We start from the raw sequence: 18,168 nt of genomic DNA on the forward strand, positions 1-18,168 counted from the left end.
GGCCAACGACGCCGGTCCGGCGGGGCCGGTGGCGTGCCCGGCCCACCGCCCAGCCGCTGTCGGCTTGTCGCTCATGACCATCACCACCGTTCGAACGTGTGTACTAATCATAGGTCATGGGCGGTATGTACGCAATAGCGAGATCAATCATGGCTCGGTAGATCTCGGGCTCTGACATTCGCCGGTCTGCGAGCATCATCAGGCCTGGCAGCTGCTGCTGGCGAGGAGCGCACTTCACCCCCGGAGTGAAGAGGCGGCATAGATGAACCCGGCGTCGGCGTGACCCCTCCCCCGGCGGGCGAGCCGGGCCGAGCACTCGGCGGACCCGGTCGGCGGACGCTAGTCGGCGGACCCACTCGGCGGACCCAGTCAGGCAAGAACAAGGCAAACCAAGGCGCAAATACAGCAGGCCCATCCCCGACCCGCCCGCCCAGCGGGCAGACTGCTGCGGTGACCGACTCCCTGCAGCCCTTCCCCGACGACTGGTCCCGCGCGCTGTGCATCGCCGCCCACCCCGACGACCTCGAGTACGGCACTGCCAGCGCCGTCGCCGCGTGGACCGCCGCGGGCAAGTCGGTCGCCTACGTGTTGGTCACCTCCGGCGAGGCCGGCATCGACTCGCTGAATCCCGAGGCATGCGCGCCGATCCGAGAAGCGGAGGAGCGCGCCGGCGCCGCGGAGGTGGGCGTCGATGACGTGCAGTTCCTCGGATTCCAGGACGGGGTCGTCGAGTACGGCCTGCCGCTGCGCCGTGCGCTCGCCGCCGCGATTCGGCGCTTCACACCTGATCTGGTGGTGACCACCAACCCGGAGCCGCGACCACTATGGGGCGGGTTCGATCAGGCCGACCATCGCGCCGTGGGCCTGGCGGCCGTCGACGCCGCACGAGATGCCGGTAACCGCTGGGTGTTCCGGGATCTGCTCGACGAGGGTCTGGAACCGTGGAAGGTGCGCTACACCGCAATCGGAATGTCCACCAGGCCCACCCACGCCGTCGACGTCACCGGCTCCATCGAGCGCGGCGTGGCATCACTGCGGGCTCACCAACGTTATCTGGACGGCCTCGGCGGAGCCGCTCCCGACCCCGACGACATGCTGCGCGGGTTCGCCGCAACGGCCGGCGAGCGGTTCGGCGGCCGCCTTGCCGTCAGCTACGAACTGCTGAGCTAGCCGAGCCCGAGAAACCCAGCTCGAGCAAGTAGGTGACCCGAACAGCACTCGAGCGGCCGCTCCTCTGGTGGACCCCCAGCTGGGACGCGAGCTGGTCGACCTACTCGGCCGTCCCCGGAACCGCCGGTCCCAGCAGATCGTCGGCGTCGACGATGCGGTAGGCGTAGCCCTGCTCGGCCAGGAACCGCTGACGGTGCGCCGCATAGTCGGTGTCCAGCGTGTCCCGGGCGACGATCGAGTAGAAGTGCGCCTGCCGCCCGTCGTCCTTGGGTCGCAGGATCCGGCCCAGCCGCTGCGCTTCCTCCTGACGGGAACCGAACGTGCCCGACACCTGGATGGCGACCGTCGCGTCGGGGAGGTCGATCGAGAAGTTCGCGACCTTGGACACCACCAGCACGGACACCTCACCGTGCCGGAAGGCGTCGTAGAGCCGCTCCCGCTCGGCATTGCGCGTGGACCCTTGGATGATCGGCGCCTGCAGTTCCTCGCCGAGTTCCTCGAGTTGCTCCAGGTAGGCGCCGATCACCAGCGTCGGCTCACCAGGGTGACGGTCGAGGATCGAGCGGACGACGGGGATCTTGGTCCGCGCGGTGGAGGCGATCTTGTACCGCTCCTCGGGTTCCGCGGTGGCGTACCCGAGGCGCTCGGCGTCGGTCAGCGTCACCCGCACCTCGGTGCACTCGGCCGGCGCGATCCAGCCCTGTGACTCGATGTCCTTCCACGGTGCGTCGTACCGCTTGGGTCCGATCAGCGAGAAGACGTCGCCTTCCCGCCCGTCCTCGCGGACCAGCGTCGCGGTCAGCCCGAGCCGGCGGCGGGACTGCAGGTCGGCGGTCATCCGGAACACCGGGGCGGGCAGCAGGTGGACCTCGTCGTAGATCACCAGGCCCCAGTCGTGCGAGTCGAACACATCTAGGTGCTTGTAGACGCCCCCCGATTTGCGCGTCATCACCTGGTAGGTCGCGATGGTGACGGGCCGGATCTCTTTGCGCTCGCCGGAGTACTCGCCGATCTCCTCCTCGGTCAGCGAGGTGCGGGCGAGCAGCTCGCGACGCCACTGCCGGCCGGACACCGTGTTGGTCACCAGGATCAGCGTCGTCGCACCGGCTTTCGCCATGGCGGCCGCCCCGACCAGTGTCTTACCGGCGCCACAGGGCAGCACGACAACCCCTGAGCCACCGGCCCAAAAGCCCTCGACCGCCTGCTCCTGGTACGGCCGTAGATGCCAGTTCGCCGTATCCAGCTGGATGTCGTGTGCTTCGCCGTCGACGTAGCCGGCCTCGTCGTCAGCGGGCCAGCCGACCTTGAGCAGAGCCTGCTTGAGATGGCCGCGCTGCGACGGGTGCACGACGACCGTGTCCGGGTCGATCCGGGTGCCCAGCATCGGTGCGATCTTCTTGTGTCGCATGATCTCTTCGAGCACGGCCCGGTCGCGCGACACCATGATCAGCCCGTGCGCCGGGTGGGTCTGCAGGATCAGCCGCCCGTAGCGGCCCATGGTGTCGACGACATCGACCAGCAGCGCCTGCGGGACGGGGAAACGCGACCAGCGGACCAGCGCGTCGACGACCTGTTCTGCGTCGTGGCCCGCGGCGCGGGCGTTCCACAGCGCGAGTGGGGTGATCCGGTAGGTGTGCACGTGTTCGGGCGACCGCTCGAGTTCGGCGAACGGTGCGATGTTGGCGCGCGCGGCCGGGGCGTCGGGGTGTCCGATCTCCAGCAGCAGCGTCTTGTCGGATTGCACGATCAGCGGGCCGTCGGTCACGGGCTGGTCCTTCGCGGTTGCAGCTTGCCAGCGCACTACGCGCTGATGCCCCGCTGGTGCGCGGGGCAACCTCTCCAGTGTCCTCCACTCCGGAGCGGGCGGGATCCCACCGGACAGCGCACGGGAATCACTCGAACGCCGGCTGGTGCCGGCCGAGCGGGCCCGCCTCGACGGACCAGGACGGGATGACGCCCTCGATGCTGCCGGGCACCCGTACCCGGAGGGCCGGACCCCACCACGTCCGCACGTTTTCGAACACCTCGTCCGGCCACCCCGGATCCACGGGTGCGTCACCGACGGGCACAGGAAGGTCCATCAGGACATTGGCCGTCGCGACCAGCGACGTGCGGATGTCGGACGGGATCCCGGTGCGCACCAGATGTGTGACGGCCCGGCAGACGGCAGCGGCCAACAGGTAACCGGTGGCGTGGTCCAGGGCCTGCGCGGGCAGCGGTGACGGCTCCCACCCTGCATCGAGGTAGGCGATACCGCAGCTCATCTGGACCAGACTGTCGAACCCACGACGGCCCCGCCACGGCCCGTCGAAGCCGTACGCGTTCAGCCGCGCGGTGATCAGCGACGGGTTCTGCGCCCGCAGCTCGAGCAGCCCAAGGCCGAGGCCGGCCAGCGCGCCGTCACGCAGTCCGCTGACGACCACGTGTGCCTGACGTACCAACGCCAGGAATCGGTCGCGGCCGGAACCGGTGCGCAGATCCACCGCAGCACAGCGCTTGCCCGGGGTGACCTCCGGCAGCAGCGCAGGAACTTCCTCGAACCCCGGTGGATCGATCCGCAGCACCTCGGCTCCGTACGCCGCGAGGAACCGGGTGCACACCGGTCCGGCGATCACCCTGGTCAGGTCCAGCACCCGAATGCCGCTCAACGGCAACTCGGCAGCGGGGAGGGCGATGGGGGCCGCTGGGGCGAGTTCAACCGTGAGCCGGTCCCGCCGGGCGGCCCGACCGGGCGTAGACGCCGACCAGACAGCCGTGCTGTGCAGCACCGCAGCCGCGCCGCCGTGAGCAACGACCGCTGCCTCGAGTTCCTCGCCGCCACGCCGCCGGGCTGCATCGGCAGCGGTTTCTCGAGACGTCCCGTCGTCAGGCAGCCGCAGCGCACGCAGCACCGCCGCGCGGTGGTGCGAGTAGTTGGTGTGCAGCCGGATCCACCCGTCGGCGGTGCGATAGTCCCCGGCAATCGGGTCCCAGGCCGGCGGCAACCGCCAGCCGTCGGGGCGGAACAGCCGTTCACCGAGGAAGGCAGCACATGCCGCGACCCGGTCGACCTGCACGTGACGAACCCGCTCGCCGGTCCGGGCGGCCAACAGCTGTGCCGCCGCCAGGGTGGCGGACGCCACCGCGTCGGAGGCCAGCGTGGTGACGTCGTAGCGGGACGGGAGAACGACCGCTGGCCCGGTGATCTCGACGGGAACGCGACCCAACGCGTCAGCCGCCGGCGGTCAAGGGCGGCCGGCGACGCGCGCGACCTACCAGCCAAACGAGATAGCCCACCGCCAGAAAGACCGCGATCATGATTCCGACCCACGTCCAGAAGTTGCCGGCCGCGGGGTCCAGGAACGGGTAGAGCGGTTTCCCGTTGCGGTCACGGACGTTGTAGTACACGCCCAGGTAGCCGATCGGCAGGATCAGCCAGCTCAACGCTGTCCACCACGCCTGGCGCATCCGTTCCGGCCCGAACACCACCCAATCGACGACGGCGAGGATCGGCACGATCGCATGTTCCAGCAGACTCGAGGTCGCCTCCAGATTGCCGCTGAGCAGCACCTGGTAGATCACCGCCGTGACGATGGCGTACGTCGTCGAGGCGCCGCGGCACCAGGCAAGCGCCCGCCGCCACCCCGGCGCCGTGACGCCCCAGGTCAATACCGAAGCGGTCGCGGCCAGCGCGACGGTCGCAGTGGTGACCTGGGAGAAGTAGCGGAGTTGACCGAGATCGCCGCCGAGCGCCGCGAGCAGTCCCCACCACGCCAGCCCGGCCAGCACACTGCGCGAAAGCACCGCCGTCACCGACATTCTCTCCGGCGCTGCTGGATCGCCGCGGAGCGCAGGGGCGTTCATCGGCGTCGTCCTTCCCAGCATTCGTCCCGCGACCCGGTACGTCGGGACCTGCGCCCATCGTGCGGCCTGTCACACGAACGCGCACGTCAACGGCACCGTCCGGTAACTTGCCAAAATGCGACGAAAGCAGGTGCCGGCATGAGAATTGTCGTCGTCGGCGCGGGCATCGTTGGTGTCGCCACCGCCCGCCAGCTCGCGATCGACCGCCCGGACGCCGAGATCACCGTCGTCGACAAGGAGCCGATGGTTGCCGGGCACCAGACCGGCCACAACAGCGGCGTCATCCATGCCGGGATCTACTATCCGCCCGGATCCCTGAAGGCCGAGCTCTGCCGCCGTGGATCGGGCCTGCTGAAGGAGTTCTGCGCCGACAAGGGCATTCCCTACCAGAACATCGGCAAGCTGGTCGTCGCGCTCGATGCCGACGAGGCCGACCGGCTGGACGAGGTCAAACGACGTGCCCTGGCGAACGGGGTCGACGACGTTCGGATGATCGGCGCCAGCGAGATCACCGACATCGAACCGTATGTCCAGGGTGTCCGGGCGCTGTACTCCCCGTCGACGGCCATCGTCGACTTCGTTGCCGTGACGCAGGCGATCGCCGACGACCTCGTCGCGCGGGGCGGTGCGGTCAGGACCTCGACACCGGTCACCGGGTTCCGGCAGGAAGAGCACGGCGTGGTCGTGCTCACCGGTTCCGGCGAGATCGTCGCCGACGAGGTGGTGATCTGCGGCGGCCTGCAGTCCGCCAGGCTCGCGGTGCTGACCGGTGACGATCCGGAACCGGCGATCATCCCGTTCCGCGGCGAGTACTACCGGATCGCGCAGGAGCACGCGCATCTGGTGAAGGGGTTGGTCTACCCGGTTCCCGATCCGCGGTACCCGTTCCTCGGTATCCACCTGACCCGCCGGATCGACGGCACCGTCGACATCGGACCGAACGCCGTGCTGGCCCTCGCGCTCGAGGGCTACCAGCGGACCGACGTCTCGGCCTCCGACCTGGCTGCCGTGCTGCGGACCCCGGCCTTCCGCAAGCTCGCCAAGACCCATTGGCGGACCGGCGCCAAGGAGATGGTCGGCTCGGTCAGCAAGCGCTACTTCCTGGCGCAGGCCCGCAAGTACCTGCCCGCGCTGGCGCTGTCCGACCTCGAGCCGGCACCGGCCGGCGTGCGGGCACAGGCGATCAAGAACGACGGCCAGCTGGTCGACGACTTCTGGATCACCCGCCGGCCCCGGATGACCCTGGTCCGGAACGCGCCCTCACCGGCCGCGACGTCGTCGCTGGCAATTGCCGAACACATCACCCGCCAGGTGCTGGAGGGCGTGCCGAGCTGAGCGCAGGTCCGACCACGACCCGTGCCGCCGGCCGCCCCGGTCGTGACAAGCTGGACCGGTGACTCTTGCCGACCTGCTGCCCACCGCCGACGGCGAGAGTGTCTGGGACGCCGCACTCGGCGGCGGGGTCGAGCACGAGGCCGACGCCGGCGAACTGTTCGACATCTTCTCCGCCTGGGCGGCCGACCGCGGCCTGCCGCTGTACCCGCACCAGGAGGAATCGCTGCTGGAGATCGTCGGTGACGCCAACGTCATCGTCGGCACCCCCACCGGCTCCGGGAAGAGTCTGATCGCCACCGCGGCCCTGTTCACCGGGCTGGCCACCGGCCGGCGCTCGTACTACACCGCCCCGATCAAGGCCCTGGTGTCGGAGAAGTTCTTCGACCTGGTCGACATCTTCGGCGCCTCCGCGGTCGGGATGATCACCGGCGACTCCGCCGTCAACGCCGCCGCCCCGATCATCTGCTGCACCGCGGAGATCCTCGCCGGGATAGCGCTCCGCGGCGGGGCGGATTCCGACGTCGGCGTCGTGGTGATGGACGAGTTCCACTACTACGGCGACCCGCAGCGCGGCTGGGCCTGGCAGGTGCCGCTGCTGGAACTGAACCGCGCACAGTTCGTCCTGATGTCGGCCACCCTCGGCGACATGCGGTTCTTCGCCGACGACCTGACCGAGCGCACCGGGCGGCCGACCGCCGTCATCGCGAACGTGCAACGCCCTGTGCCGCTGCACTTCTCGTACACCCTGGTGCCGCTGACGGAGACCCTGCAGGATCTGTTGGCGACCAACCGGGCACCGGTGTACATCGTGCACTTCACCCAGGCGGCGGCGCTGGAACGGGCGCAGGCGCTGTCCAGCCTGACCGTCGCCACCAGGGCTGAGCGCGATCAGATCGCCGAGGTGATCGCCGATTTCCGGTTCTCGCCCGGGTTCGGCCGTACGCTGTCCCGGCTGGTCCGGCACGGCATCGGCGTGCACCACGCCGGCATGCTTCCCAAGTACCGGCGGCTCGTCGAGAAGCTCGCCCAATCAGGACTTCTCAAGGTGATCTGCGGCACCGACACCCTCGGCGTCGGCATCAACGTGCCCATCCGCACCGTGTTGCTCACGGCGTTGAGCAAGTACGACGGCCGTCGCACCCGGCAGCTGTCCGCGCGGGAGTTCCATCAGATCGCCGGCCGCGCCGGGCGGGCCGGGTTCGATGTCGCCGGTGACGTCGTCGTACTGGCGCCGGAACACGTCATCGAGAACGAGCGGGCTGTCGCCAAGGCCGGTGACGACGCCGCGAAGAAGCGGAAGGTGGTGCGCCGCAAGCCGCCCGAGGGTTTCGTCAGCTGGTCGGAGACGACGTTCGAGAAGCTGGTCGCCGCCGAACCCGAGCCGCTGACGTCGCACTTCCGGGTGTCGCACGCGATGGTGCTCGGCGTCGTCTCCCGCCCCGGTGACGCGTTCAGCTCGATGCGACGGCTGATCGAGGGCAGTCACGAACCACGCAGCCGTCAGTTGCGACATGCGTTGCGCGCCATCGCCATCGGTCGAGCACTGCTGGACGCCGGCATTGTCGAGCGGCTCGACGAACCGGACGAGACGGGCCGCCGGTACCGGTTGACGATGGACCTGCAGCTCGACTTCGCCCTCGATCAGCCGCTGTCGCCGCTGGCACTGGCGGCGCTGGACATCCTGGACCGGGACGCCGACAGCTACCCGCTGGACGCGGTGTCGCTGATCGAAGCCACCCTCGAAGGGCCGCGACCGGTGCTCAGCGCACAGCGGTTCAAGGCGCGCGGCGAGGCCGTCGCCGCGATGAAGGCGGACGGCATCGAGTACGAGGACCGGATGGCGCTGCTCGAGGACGTCGACTACCCGAAGCCGCTGGCCGACCTGATCGAGGTCGCCTACGAGGCCTACCGCAAGGGCGCTCCGTGGGTGGCCGAGTACCAGCCGGAACCCAAGTCGGTTGTCCGGGACATGTACGAGCGGGCGATGACGTTCTCCGAATACGTCGCCTTCTACGGGCTGACCCGCTCGGAGGGTGTCGTGCTGCGGTACTTCGCCGACGCGTACCGGGCGCTCCGCCGGACGGTTCCGACCAGCGCCAGAACCGATGAACTGACCGACATCACCTCCTGGCTCGGCGAACTCGTCCGCGGCGTCGATTCCAGCCTGCTCGACGAGTGGGAAGCCCTCGCCCATCCGGACCTCGACGAACTCGGCGTCGTCGGTGCCGGCGGGGAGGTCCGCCCGCCGATCGCCGCCCGCGGCGTCACCGCCAACCAGCGCGGCTTCAGCGTGATGGTGCGCAACGCGATGTTCCGCCGGGTCGAACTGGTGTCGCTCCGGCACTACACCGAGCTGGGCGAGCTGCACGGCACCGACGGCTGGCGGGCGGACCGCTGGGAGGACGCCATGGACGCCTACTGGGACGAGTACGACGACCTCGGCATCGGCGCGACCGCACGCTCGTCGGCGCTGGTGATCATCAATCGGTCGGACGACACATGGTCGGTCCGGCAGATCTTCGACGATCCGGCGGGCGACCGGGACTGGGGCATGTCCGCGGACATCGACCTCGCCGCCTCCGATGAGGCGGGCGAACCGGTGCTCAGCATCGTCGACGTCGGGCCGCTGACCGGCTGAAGCTTCAGCCGCAGCTCTGGGCCAACCAGCGTGCCGCCGCGTCCACCATCTCCGGCCGCGGTGGCCCGGTGATCTCGTGGCCGGCACCGTCGATGGTCACCAGTTCGGCGGTCCCGCCGGCCGACTGCAGCACGGCAACACCGGCCGCTGAGGAGCTGTAGGGCACGACGTCGTCGGCGTTCCCGTGGATGAACAGGACCGGTACAGGCTGCGCGGCAACCCATTCCGGTCGGAGGTCACCGGAAACGGAGATCACCGCGCACGGCGGGTCGGTCGCCGTCAGTGCCGCGCCGAGTGCCGTCATCGCGCCCGCTGACGACCCGCCGATGGCCACCCGAGCAGGGTCAACACCCCACTCGGTGCCCGAACCGCGGAGCCAGTCCACTGCGCTCTGCGCGTCGGCGATGGCGTTCTCGACCACCGCATTGCGTTCCGGGTCGGTGGCGCCGTCCAGCGCGAACGGTGCCCCGCCGCCCAGCCGGTAGTCGATGGAGGCCGCGACGAAGCCGCGCCGCGCGAGCGCGTTTCCCCACTCGCGTTCGGCGTCACCGGTGCGGTCGAACTGGGTGAACCCGCCACCGTGCACCCAGGCGACCCCGATCTTGCAGGCCGCCGGGTCGTCGGCCGGTGCGTAGACGTCCGCCAGCAGGCCGGGGGCGTAGCTGACCGTGTCAACCGGCGCCGCGTCGAACAGTTCGGTGGTGTACCGGCCGGGCTGGTCGTCGGTGCAGGAGGTGGCGGGGGACCCGGCGGCCGGGGAAGGGGCGGCGGGGGACGTGGACGCCCGAGCCGATGCGGCGGGGGACGTGGACACCCGGGCGGACGGGGCTGATGGGCTGATGGCAGCCGAGGTGGACACATCCGGAGGCGTGGGTTGTGAGCAGCCTGCCGTCAGCAGTCCCAACAGCGCGACGCCGAGCAGAGCAGCACGGTGGCCCGCCGGCACTCGTCCCATGTCAGCCCCCGAGCCAGGTGCGCCGGGCCGACCTGACGCCGCAGGCATCGGTCACGATGTGGGGGATCACCCCGGCCGCCACCGAACCCGTCCGGTGGGCAACCCACCCGGAGCCGGTTCCGATCAGCCCGGCGCCGACCAGCAGTGCGGCCTGTCTGCCCGCTGCAGCCCCGGACGCGCGCAAGGGTGCGAGGTGCCAGGCGGCGAAACCGGCTGCGGGCCAGAGCCATCCGAGAATCCGCTGACGCGGGAACATCACCACCGGCAGGGCACGCCAGAGCGCCTCCTCGGCCAGTGCATTGGTGATCGCCAGTCCGATCGAGGTGGCGAGGGCGCGCGGTCCGGCCTGCCGCACCTGCGGCAGCAATTCGGTGGCAACCGCGCCGACGGGCGGGACGGCCAGGAGCGCGGCGGCCAGGATGCCCCGGCCGGGCAGCGCGGGCGTTGCCGGCCGGAAGGCCGCTGTGATGCCACGGGGGCCACCGATGGCGAACGCGGCTCCCCAGCAGGTCGCCCAGTAGACGGCGAAACCCGCTTGGATGCCTCTGCGTTCGCCGAAACGGCGGGTGGTCTCGCGGAACACCGCGGACATGCCCAGCGGGACGACGATGGGTACCGCCAGCGCCGCCACGCGGCGGACGGCGTCCCGCACGGACATCACCGACCTCCTCGGGCGCTGACGACAATGCCGACCCGCGCTGAGGATAGGACCGCGGGAGCCGCCGCCGCCTGAAAAGACCACCGCCCGAGAACCCGCCGCCCGAAAAGACCGGCGCCCGGAATAGACCGCCCGAAAAGGCCGTCAGGCCGGCGGCGGGAAGATGCCGTCGATCTCCGCGCGATCCTCCGCCGTCGGCCGGAACGCGGTGGCCGCCGCAGCATTGGCCCGCACCTGCTCCGGCGCGGTGGCGCCGGCGATCACCGAGGAGACCTGCGGCTGGCCGAGCAGCCAGCCGAACGCGACCTCCAGCATGCCGACTCCGCGCTCGTCGGCGAACTTCTGCAGTCGCTCCAGCGCCTCCCACGGCGCGGACTCCAGCAGTTGCGGCTTGATCTCGCGGAGCCTGCTGCCGGCGGGTGCGTCGGACCGGGTGTACTTGCCGGTCAGCAGGCCGTTCGCCAGCGGGAAGAACGGCAGGATGCCGATCCCGAACTCCTCCGCGGCGGGCACCAGGTCGCGTTCGATCTCCCGGCGCAGCAGCGAGTACTCGTTCTGTGCCGAGATGAACGGGGTTCGGTGCTCGGTGCGGGCGACCCATTGGGCGTCGGCCAGCTGCCAGCCGGCGAAGTTGGAGTGCCCGACGTAGCGCACCTTGCCGTCGCTGACCAGTTCGTCCAGCGCGGCCAGCGTCTCCTCGATCGGCGTCTGCGGGTCTGGCTGATGGAACTGGTAGAGGTCGATCCAGTCGGTGCCAAGGCGCCGGAGCGAAGCCTCGACGGCGGTACGGATGTAGCGCCGCGACCCTCGCGCACCGAAGTCCGGTCCGTTCGCGCCCTGCATGTCCATCCCGAACTTGGTGGCCACGACGACGTCCTGTCGCCGCCTGCCAAGGGCCGCCCCGAGCAGTTCCTCGCTGCGCCCGGGCGGATTGCCGTAAATGTCCGCGACGTCGAACAGGGTGATGCCCGCGTCGAGTGCGGCATCGACGACAGCCCTTGCGCCGTCGAGGGTTTCGGTGGCGGTCTGGGCGCGTCCCAGGTTGTTGCAGCCGAGCCCGGCGGGAGAAACCGCAAGCCCGGAACGGCCCAGCCGTCGCAGTGTCGGATCAGTCATGGGCAGCAGGGTACGGCCGCCCGGCAGCGGCCCCGCACCCGGCGGCGTGGCACCCTTGATCGATGACCGGGCCGGAGCAGCAGCCGCGCTGGCGGGCGGTGCAGATCGGTCCCGGCGGCGTCCCTGCCGAACACATCGGGATGGTCGGCGGCGCGGCGCGCGGCTACCCGCCCCGGCGGCTGGACCAACCGTCCGCCGTCTTCGGGGACTTCGACTTCGGCTCCGACGATCCGGGCCCGCCGCACCGGCGGCCGTCCCGGCGGTCGGTGTTCGGCTGGCTCGCCGTCGCGGTGGCCGCTGCCGTGCTGGTCGCCGTGCTGCTCTGGACCGATCCGGGCCAGGCACCGGGCCAGACGTCGGGAGCCCTCGCACCCGGGAGCTGCCTCACCTCCAGCGCCGGCCGGGCCGTCGTGGTCGTCGATTGTGCGGCCGGCGACGTCGAGTTCGTTGTGGCGGCAACGTTTCCCGACTCCACCGAGTCGGCCCGGTGCGGGACAGTGTCGTCCGATCTCACCCTGGTGACCAGGGACAGGGTGGTGCTCTGCCTGAACTACCGGGCCGTCGTCGGTGAATGCCTGTACGCCGGTCGCGCGGACAGCGTCGGGAAGGCTGCCTGCCGGACACCCGGCTCGAGCAGCACCCCGACCGGCCTGTTCCGGGTGATCGCCATCCTCGGCGGCACCGTCGACCCACGCGGCTGCCCGACCGGCACGATCTCCTCGCTGGTGCACGTGACGACCCCGGAGGTGCTCTGCCTCGGGCTGCCGTGAGCGGCAGTCGGGACCGATGCACCAGGGAGCCGGCGCACTAGGAAGACGGGCGTTTGGACCGCGGCAGCCGGCCAACCACATCCGCGTACGACGTGTCGATGGCCTCCCGGAGCTCGTCGTCCGCGATGGCAGACCCGATGACGAAGGTGTTCCATCCGTACCGGCCGATGTAGGCCGACACCGTGACCTCATCCGGATACTGGTCCCGCCACTCCCGCGCGTCCTCCGCCGACCGGCCGCATTTGAGCCCGATGGTGGCGCCGTCGGGCGGTCCGAGGAAGGCGAAGATCTTGTCCGCGACCTTCACCACCTGATCGCCTTCCCACGGCTCGTCCACCCACGCCCCCGGCCGCGTCAGGCAGTACGCCAGCAGGTCGGCGCGGCTCATGGTGTCGGCCTGGACGTGACGTCGTCCTCCTCGGACGTGGTCGAGGAGGCAATGCCACCGTCCTCCTCGTCGGTCACCCGGCGCACCCCGGTGATCCGGTGCAGCACGAAGGTGCGGACCGCCCCGCGGAGCCGGTCGAAGGCGACGACCGCGCCGCTGGACATCGCGACGGGTTCGATCATCCGGTGCGTGGTGCCGCCATCAGCGTCGACATAGCCGATCCACAGCGGTGTCCGGTTGTCGACCGCTTCCCGGAGCACGGCGAGGGTGTCGCCGGCCGGCTGCACGTCACCGTGCGAGTACAGCGCGCCGGTGCGGTCGGCGCTGCGCATCCGGGTGATCAGCGAGTCGAGTTGCTCGTCGGTCAGCTGCGGCGGCTCCCGCCAGTGCTGGTACTGGCGAGCCGGCTGCTTGGTCCGGTGCGGCCGCGAGCGCAGATCGAGAACGGCGCCGCTGGAGTCCTCGGCGGCCGGCACCAAGCCGCCGGTCCGCAGCTGTGTCATCAGTTCCTGCATGCCGACGGTCGAGATCGCCACCGTCGGCGCGAGTTTGCGCAACGGGATGCCCAGCGATGACGCCTCGACCACGGCCTGGTCGATCAGCGCCGGATCGTCGCTGCGCAGGTACGTGCTCGCGTTGCCCATCCTCAAGACCCCGTACCGGCGGCCGACATCGTCGATCAGGTAGCTCAGAGCCTGCGGGACCCCGGTCACCGAGTGGGTGGCGAACAGCTCGTGCAGCTCCGCGGTCGAGGCACCGGCGTCGAGCGCCCGCCTGATCGACTGCGGGGTCACCCGGTAGACCGTCGCGCTGCCCGCCGATTCGACGTCGGCGACCTGGTTGAGCCGCGCGGCCAGCGGTGGGACCAGCCGTCCCGGGGCCACCACCGTCAGATCCGCCTGCACCATGACGTTGTCGACCGGCGCGGGCAACGCGGCCTCCAGGGCGGCCTCGGCGCCGGCGACCGACCCGGCCAGCAACTCGCGACCCGCGGTGGTCAGCGCGGTGAACGCGACCACACCCAGCGCGGTCGCCTCGGCGATGGTCGACCGCAGCACGGCGTCGCGCTGGTCGGCCGGACGCAGCGGCGACCGCCAGCCGAGCCTGGCCGACAGCGCATCGGCATCGAGCCCGGAGCCCGGCGGCAACTCGGCGAGTGCGCCCAGGACGAACCGCCGCTCGGCCGGCCCGCGGATCCAGGACAGCTCGGGCGACAATGCGTTCAGCACCTTGTCCGAGGCATCCCGGCTGCCCACCCGGGACGGGTTGCGCCGCAGGTCCAGCCAGACCGCGGTGATCTGCGCCCACGCCGCCTCGTCGGGTCCTTCGAGGAACTCGTCGGTCTCCGACGTCGGGGTCCACGACTCGGCCATCCGCCCCCGGGAATCCGCGGCGGCGATCAACCCTGCCGCGGCGAGGACTTCGACGTCCATCGCGGTGATCGCCTCGTCGGTTCCCATCGCCTTCGCCAGTCGGCGCAACTCCCGGATGCCGAGGCCACCCGATTTCAGGGCGGGCGGCGGGTTCTGCCCGATCGCCTCGAGCAGCCTCCCGAGCCGGTCGACGGTGGCCAGCGCCTGTCCGCCGCCGGTGCCGTCGACGGTGCGAACGCCGTGGTCGCGAACGGTGTCCGCGGGCGGCGTGACGTGGATCGGACCCAGCGGTTCGTCCCCGCGGAGCGCGAGCCCGACCTCCCGGGGCAGCTCGACGGTCTCCGGGTCGACCCTGCGGAGCAGTCCAGCAGCGATCAGCGCCTTGACCTTGGCGGCGATCGAGGACCGCGAGTCCGTGGTGCCGCGCGGCACGCCGCTGGCCAGCCGGTCGAGGATGCCGCGGGCGGTCGGGTCGATCCCGGCCAGCGCCGCCTCCGCCTCGGCGACGGTCCGCCCGCCGGGCGAACCCAAGCCCGCGGGATACGGCCCGAGTACCGCCAGCACGGCGGACGGCATCTGGATGGTGGCCGAGCCGCGGACCAGGGCGAGCCTCTCGAGCGTATCGAGGGCGGCCGCGAGGGCATCGGGCGGAACCCCGCCCCCCAGCAGTTCGGCCATATCGGCCCGCGGGACGGCGTGCCGGTCGGCGCCCAGCACGGCCAGCGCCTGCAGGACCTGGATGTGGAACTGGTTGAGCGATTCCATCGCCCGCCACACCGACGGCCCGGTGTTCAGCCGCCCCGCCAGCACCGTGAGGTCACCGGGAGCGGGCACCGTCAGGTCCGGCCTCGCGCGCAGCAACGCCGCGAGGGCGGCGTCATCCCGCGCACGCAACCAGTCCAGGGTCGAAGGCATCGCTTCAACCGTAGTGACTCGCGGCGGGGCCGGATGCCGCCGACGTCGCGGGCTGCTGTTGAGCGGATCAGGCCCGATGGGCCAGAATGATCACCGGGGAGGACATCCCGCCCCGTCACCCGGCAGCGCCGGGCGAACACCACGGCCCGGGCCGACGGTCCTGCCGTGATCGCGAGGAGGAAAACCGTGGCCGCCGAGCGCAGCAAAGGCGTCGATCCCACCTGGCCGGAAACGCCGGACGGAGAGCACCCGGTGACCGAGCTGAGCACCGATGTCCAGGGCGCGCTGTCGCCGTTCGGCGAGATCGAGTTCCCACTGAAGTCGGTGCCCTACGTTCATCCGACCACGATCATCAACCGCTAGCGGCGTACCCGCCCGCCTGTCACAGGCGGCGGCGCGCTGACCGCGCCGGAGCCTGCGCGGATCGCAGGACTACTACTCGCGGCCGGGTCCGGGCGGCGGTACGGGCAACCGAAGGCGTTGGTGGACACCGGCTCCGGGCCCTCCGTACTGCGGGCCCTCGCCGCGCTGCGCTGCTGCGAGGTCCGGCTCGTCGTCGTCGGCGCCGCCGGCGAGGAGGTCGCCGCCCTGCTCCCGCCGGGTGTGCTGGTCATCGACAACGCCGGCCACGCGGAGGGCATGGGCTCGAGCCTCCGTTGTGGTCTGCTCGCGATGCAACCCGACTGCGATGCGGTGGTGGTGCTGCTGGTCGACCTACCCGGCGTCGGCGTGGCGGTGACCGAGCGACTGGTGCTCGCCGCGGGGTCATCGGCGAGCGCCAGGAGCGCGCTGCTGCGTGCCTCCTACGGCGGGGTGCCCGGGCACCCGGTGCTGCTCGGCCGCGACCACTGGCCGGGGGTCATCGCCTCGGCCGCCGGGGACGCCGGTGCCCGCGACTACTTCCGGGACACCGCGCCGCGGCTGATCGAATGCTCCGACGTCGGGTCCGGGGAGGACGTCGACCTGCCTCCAGGGTGATCTGTCGGTCCGCCCGCAGCGGTCTACGATTCCGGCACACCGGGCCCGCGCGGTCCGGCAGCCCACCGACCAAGGAGTCCTGAAGATGGCTGTGCCAGGTCCCGGTTACTCGATCACCATGCGGATCGCGGCGCCGCCGTCGGCGTCGGCGGCCGGCGACCTCACGACGGCGGTGGGCCGTGCGGGCGGGGTGATCACCGGTTTCGACGTCGTCGAGTCCACGGCCGACCGGATGGTGGTCGACCTGTCGGCGAACGCCCAGTCGCAGGAGCACGCGGACGAGCTGACGGACTGCGTCAACCTGCTGCCGGGTGTGGAGGTCCGCAAGGTCTCCGACCGGACGTTCCTGGTGCACATCGGCGGCAAGATCGAGGTGACGTCGAAAGTCCCGCTGCGCAACCGCGACGACCTGTCCCGCGCGTACACACCCGGCGTCGCCCGGGTCTGCGAGGCGATCGCCAAGAACCCGGCCGACGCGCGGCGGCTGACCATCAAGCGGAACACCGTCGCGGTCGTCACCGACGGCACCGCGGTGCTGGGCCTGGGCAACATCGGTCCCGCGGCGGCGCTGCCGGTGATGGAGGGTAAGGCGGCGCTGTTCAAGAAGTTCGCCGGCGTGGACGCCTGGCCGGTGTGCCTGGACACCACCGACACCGAGGAGATCATCCGCACCGTCCAGCTGATCGCGCCGGTCTACGGCGGCATCAACTTGGAGGACATCGCCGCCCCGCGGTGCTTCGAGATCGAGGCCCGGCTCAGGGATCTCCTGGACATCCCGGTGTTCCACGACGACCAGCACGGCACCGCCATCGTCGTCGTCGCGGCCCTTCGCAATGCACTGCGGGTGGTGCACAAGGACATCGCCGACTGCCGGATCGTGGTTTCCGGGGTCGGTGCCGCGGGCAACGCCATCATCAGGTTGTTGCTGCTGCAGAGCCCGGCCGACATCATCGCCTGCGACATCGCCGGCATCGTGCACCGGGGCCGGGAAGGGATGGACCCCAACCTGTCAGCGGTGGCCGACCGCACCAACAAGGCCAACCTCACCGGGACGATCCACGACGCCATTGCCGGTGCCGACGTCTTCATCGGGGTATCGGCGCCGAACGTGATCGACGGGTCCGACGTGGCGAAGATGAACGCCGGCGCCGTCGTCTTCGCGCTGGCGAACCCCGACCCGGAGATCGATCCGCTGGAGGCCCAGGCGCACGCGTCCGTCGTCGCGACCGGCCGGTCGGACTTCCCGAATCAGATCAACAACGTGCTGGCCTTCCCCGGTGTGTTCCGCGGCCTGCTCGACGCGCAGGCGACCGAGATCACCGATGCCATGCTCCTGGCGGCCGCCGCGGCGATCGCCGATGTGGTGTCGCACGACCAGCTGAACGCGTCCTACATCGTGCCGAGCGTGTTCGACGAGAACGTCGCCAAGGCCGTCGCGCGGGCTGTGGTGGACGCGTCGCGGACCGCGCGGGCGCATCCCGCCGGCGGTGCGAAGGAATCGGTCCTGCCGTGACCGACGGTGTGGTCGCGGGTGGCGCCGCCCTGACGCACGTCGACGCCACCGGCGCGGCCCGAATGGTCGACGTGTCGGAGAAAGAGCCGTCGGTCAGGTCGGCCATCGCGACTGGTGTACTTCGCACGACGCCCGAGGTGCTGGCCCTGCTGGCTGACGGCGCACTCCCGAAGGGCGACGCGCTGGCCACCGCCCGGATCGCCGGCATCATGGGCGCCAAGAGGACCCCCGACCTGGTACCGCTGTGCCACCCGATCGCGCTCTCCGGGGTGGTGATCGACCTGGAGACCGGGACCTCCGAGATCCGGATCTCCGCCACCGTGCGGACCACCGACCGGACCGGGGTGGAGATGGAGGCCCTGACGGCGGTCGCGGTCGCCGGGCTCACCCTGCACGACATGATCAAGGCGGTCGACCCCGCCGCCGTGCTCGACGCGGTTCGGGTGGAGCGCAAGGACGGCGGCAAGACCGGCAGCTGGACCAGACCGGAGGACCGATGACGGCGCCGGAAGCCGC

Annotated in this window: 16 protein-coding genes; 8 read left to right on the forward strand and 8 right to left on the reverse strand. The window is 70.9% G+C overall.

Translation table 11 applies throughout. The features are described from left to right. Positions 1 to 450 precede the first annotated feature (450 nt). Complete coding sequence (locus tag ACVBEQ_RS10565) at positions 451 to 1,170, forward strand: PIG-L deacetylase family protein (protein ID WP_447153090.1); 720 nt, start codon at positions 451 to 453, stop codon at positions 1,168 to 1,170. 100 nt (positions 1,171 to 1,270) lie between these two features. On the opposite strand, the gene ACVBEQ_RS10570 is transcribed toward ACVBEQ_RS10565, so the two are convergent. The 3 genes from ACVBEQ_RS10570 to ACVBEQ_RS10580 form a co-directional block, all read right to left on the reverse strand. After that, positions 1,271 to 2,935, reverse strand: a complete 1,665-nt coding sequence (locus ACVBEQ_RS10570) for a DNA repair helicase XPB (RefSeq protein ID WP_447153091.1) — start codon at positions 2,933 to 2,935, stop codon at positions 1,271 to 1,273. Between the two features lie 127 nt (positions 2,936 to 3,062). Then, positions 3,063 to 4,376, reverse strand: coding sequence for a CoA transferase (locus tag ACVBEQ_RS10575; protein ID WP_447153092.1), 1,314 nt, complete (start codon positions 4,374 to 4,376; stop codon positions 3,063 to 3,065). A gap of 4 nt (positions 4,377 to 4,380) precedes the next feature. After that, positions 4,381 to 5,013, reverse strand: coding sequence for a Pr6Pr family membrane protein (locus tag ACVBEQ_RS10580; RefSeq protein ID WP_447153093.1), 633 nt, complete (start codon positions 5,011 to 5,013; stop codon positions 4,381 to 4,383). Positions 5,014 to 5,151: 138 nt separating this feature from the next. Between ACVBEQ_RS10580 and lhgO the strand changes: the two genes are divergently transcribed. Further along, positions 5,152 to 6,348, forward strand: a complete 1,197-nt coding sequence (lhgO, locus tag ACVBEQ_RS10585; RefSeq protein ID WP_447153094.1) for an L-2-hydroxyglutarate oxidase — start codon at positions 5,152 to 5,154, stop codon at positions 6,346 to 6,348. A 58-nt stretch (positions 6,349 to 6,406) separates the two neighbouring features. Beyond that, positions 6,407 to 8,986 (forward strand): DEAD/DEAH box helicase, encoded by a 2,580-nt coding sequence (locus ACVBEQ_RS10590; protein WP_447153095.1) that lies wholly within the window; start codon positions 6,407 to 6,409, stop codon positions 8,984 to 8,986. A gap of 4 nt (positions 8,987 to 8,990) precedes the next feature. On the opposite strand, the gene ACVBEQ_RS10595 is transcribed toward ACVBEQ_RS10590, so the two are convergent. The 3 genes from ACVBEQ_RS10595 to ACVBEQ_RS10605 form a co-directional block, all read right to left on the reverse strand. After that, positions 8,991 to 9,941: an alpha/beta hydrolase family protein gene (locus ACVBEQ_RS10595; protein ID WP_447153096.1), complete on the reverse strand. Its 951-nt coding sequence runs from the start codon at positions 9,939 to 9,941 to the stop codon at positions 8,991 to 8,993. Position 9,942: 1 nt separating this feature from the next. Then, the gene (locus tag ACVBEQ_RS10600) at positions 9,943 to 10,599 is read right to left on the reverse strand and encodes a CPBP family intramembrane glutamic endopeptidase (RefSeq protein WP_447153097.1); all 657 of its coding nucleotides are present in this window, start codon (positions 10,597 to 10,599) and stop codon (positions 9,943 to 9,945) included. Between the two features lie 144 nt (positions 10,600 to 10,743). After that, positions 10,744 to 11,715, reverse strand: coding sequence for an aldo/keto reductase (locus ACVBEQ_RS10605; protein WP_447153098.1), 972 nt, complete (start codon positions 11,713 to 11,715; stop codon positions 10,744 to 10,746). A gap of 62 nt (positions 11,716 to 11,777) precedes the next feature. On the opposite strand from ACVBEQ_RS10605, the gene ACVBEQ_RS10610 reads away from it, so the two are divergent. Beyond that, positions 11,778 to 12,485 (forward strand): LppU/SCO3897 family protein, encoded by a 708-nt coding sequence (locus ACVBEQ_RS10610; RefSeq protein ID WP_447153099.1) that lies wholly within the window; start codon positions 11,778 to 11,780, stop codon positions 12,483 to 12,485. Positions 12,486 to 12,522: 37 nt separating this feature from the next. Here the strand turns inward: ACVBEQ_RS10610 and ACVBEQ_RS10615 are convergent, their stop codons facing one another. Both ACVBEQ_RS10615 and ACVBEQ_RS10620 read right to left on the reverse strand, forming a co-directional pair. Beyond that, positions 12,523 to 12,873 (reverse strand): MmcQ/YjbR family DNA-binding protein, encoded by a 351-nt coding sequence (locus ACVBEQ_RS10615; protein WP_447153100.1) that lies wholly within the window; start codon positions 12,871 to 12,873, stop codon positions 12,523 to 12,525. Then, on the reverse strand, positions 12,870 to 15,161 hold the full coding sequence (locus ACVBEQ_RS10620) for a helicase C-terminal domain-containing protein (RefSeq protein WP_447153101.1): 2,292 nt from the start codon (positions 15,159 to 15,161) through the stop codon (positions 12,870 to 12,872). Before ACVBEQ_RS10620 ends, ACVBEQ_RS10615 begins: the two co-directional genes overlap by 4 nt. A gap of 186 nt (positions 15,162 to 15,347) precedes the next feature. Here ACVBEQ_RS10620 and ACVBEQ_RS10625 point away from each other — a divergent pair, with 186 nt between their 5' ends. The 4 genes from ACVBEQ_RS10625 (at position 15,348) to moaC (ending at position 18,152) form a co-directional block, all read left to right on the forward strand. Beyond that, complete coding sequence (locus ACVBEQ_RS10625) at positions 15,348 to 15,524, forward strand: hypothetical protein (protein WP_447153102.1); 177 nt, start codon at positions 15,348 to 15,350, stop codon at positions 15,522 to 15,524. A gap of 60 nt (positions 15,525 to 15,584) precedes the next feature. Then, complete coding sequence (locus tag ACVBEQ_RS10630) at positions 15,585 to 16,139, forward strand: nucleotidyltransferase family protein (protein ID WP_447153257.1); 555 nt, start codon at positions 15,585 to 15,587, stop codon at positions 16,137 to 16,139. An 85-nt stretch (positions 16,140 to 16,224) separates the two neighbouring features. After that, positions 16,225 to 17,652, forward strand: a complete 1,428-nt coding sequence (locus ACVBEQ_RS10635) for an NAD-dependent malic enzyme (RefSeq protein ID WP_447153103.1) — start codon at positions 16,225 to 16,227, stop codon at positions 17,650 to 17,652. Between the two features lie 62 nt (positions 17,653 to 17,714). After that, positions 17,715 to 18,152, forward strand: a complete 438-nt coding sequence (moaC, locus tag ACVBEQ_RS10640) for a cyclic pyranopterin monophosphate synthase MoaC (RefSeq protein WP_447153258.1) — start codon at positions 17,715 to 17,717, stop codon at positions 18,150 to 18,152. Positions 18,153 to 18,168 lie beyond the last annotated feature (16 nt).

The organism is Nakamurella sp. GG22 (assembly GCF_052976845.2).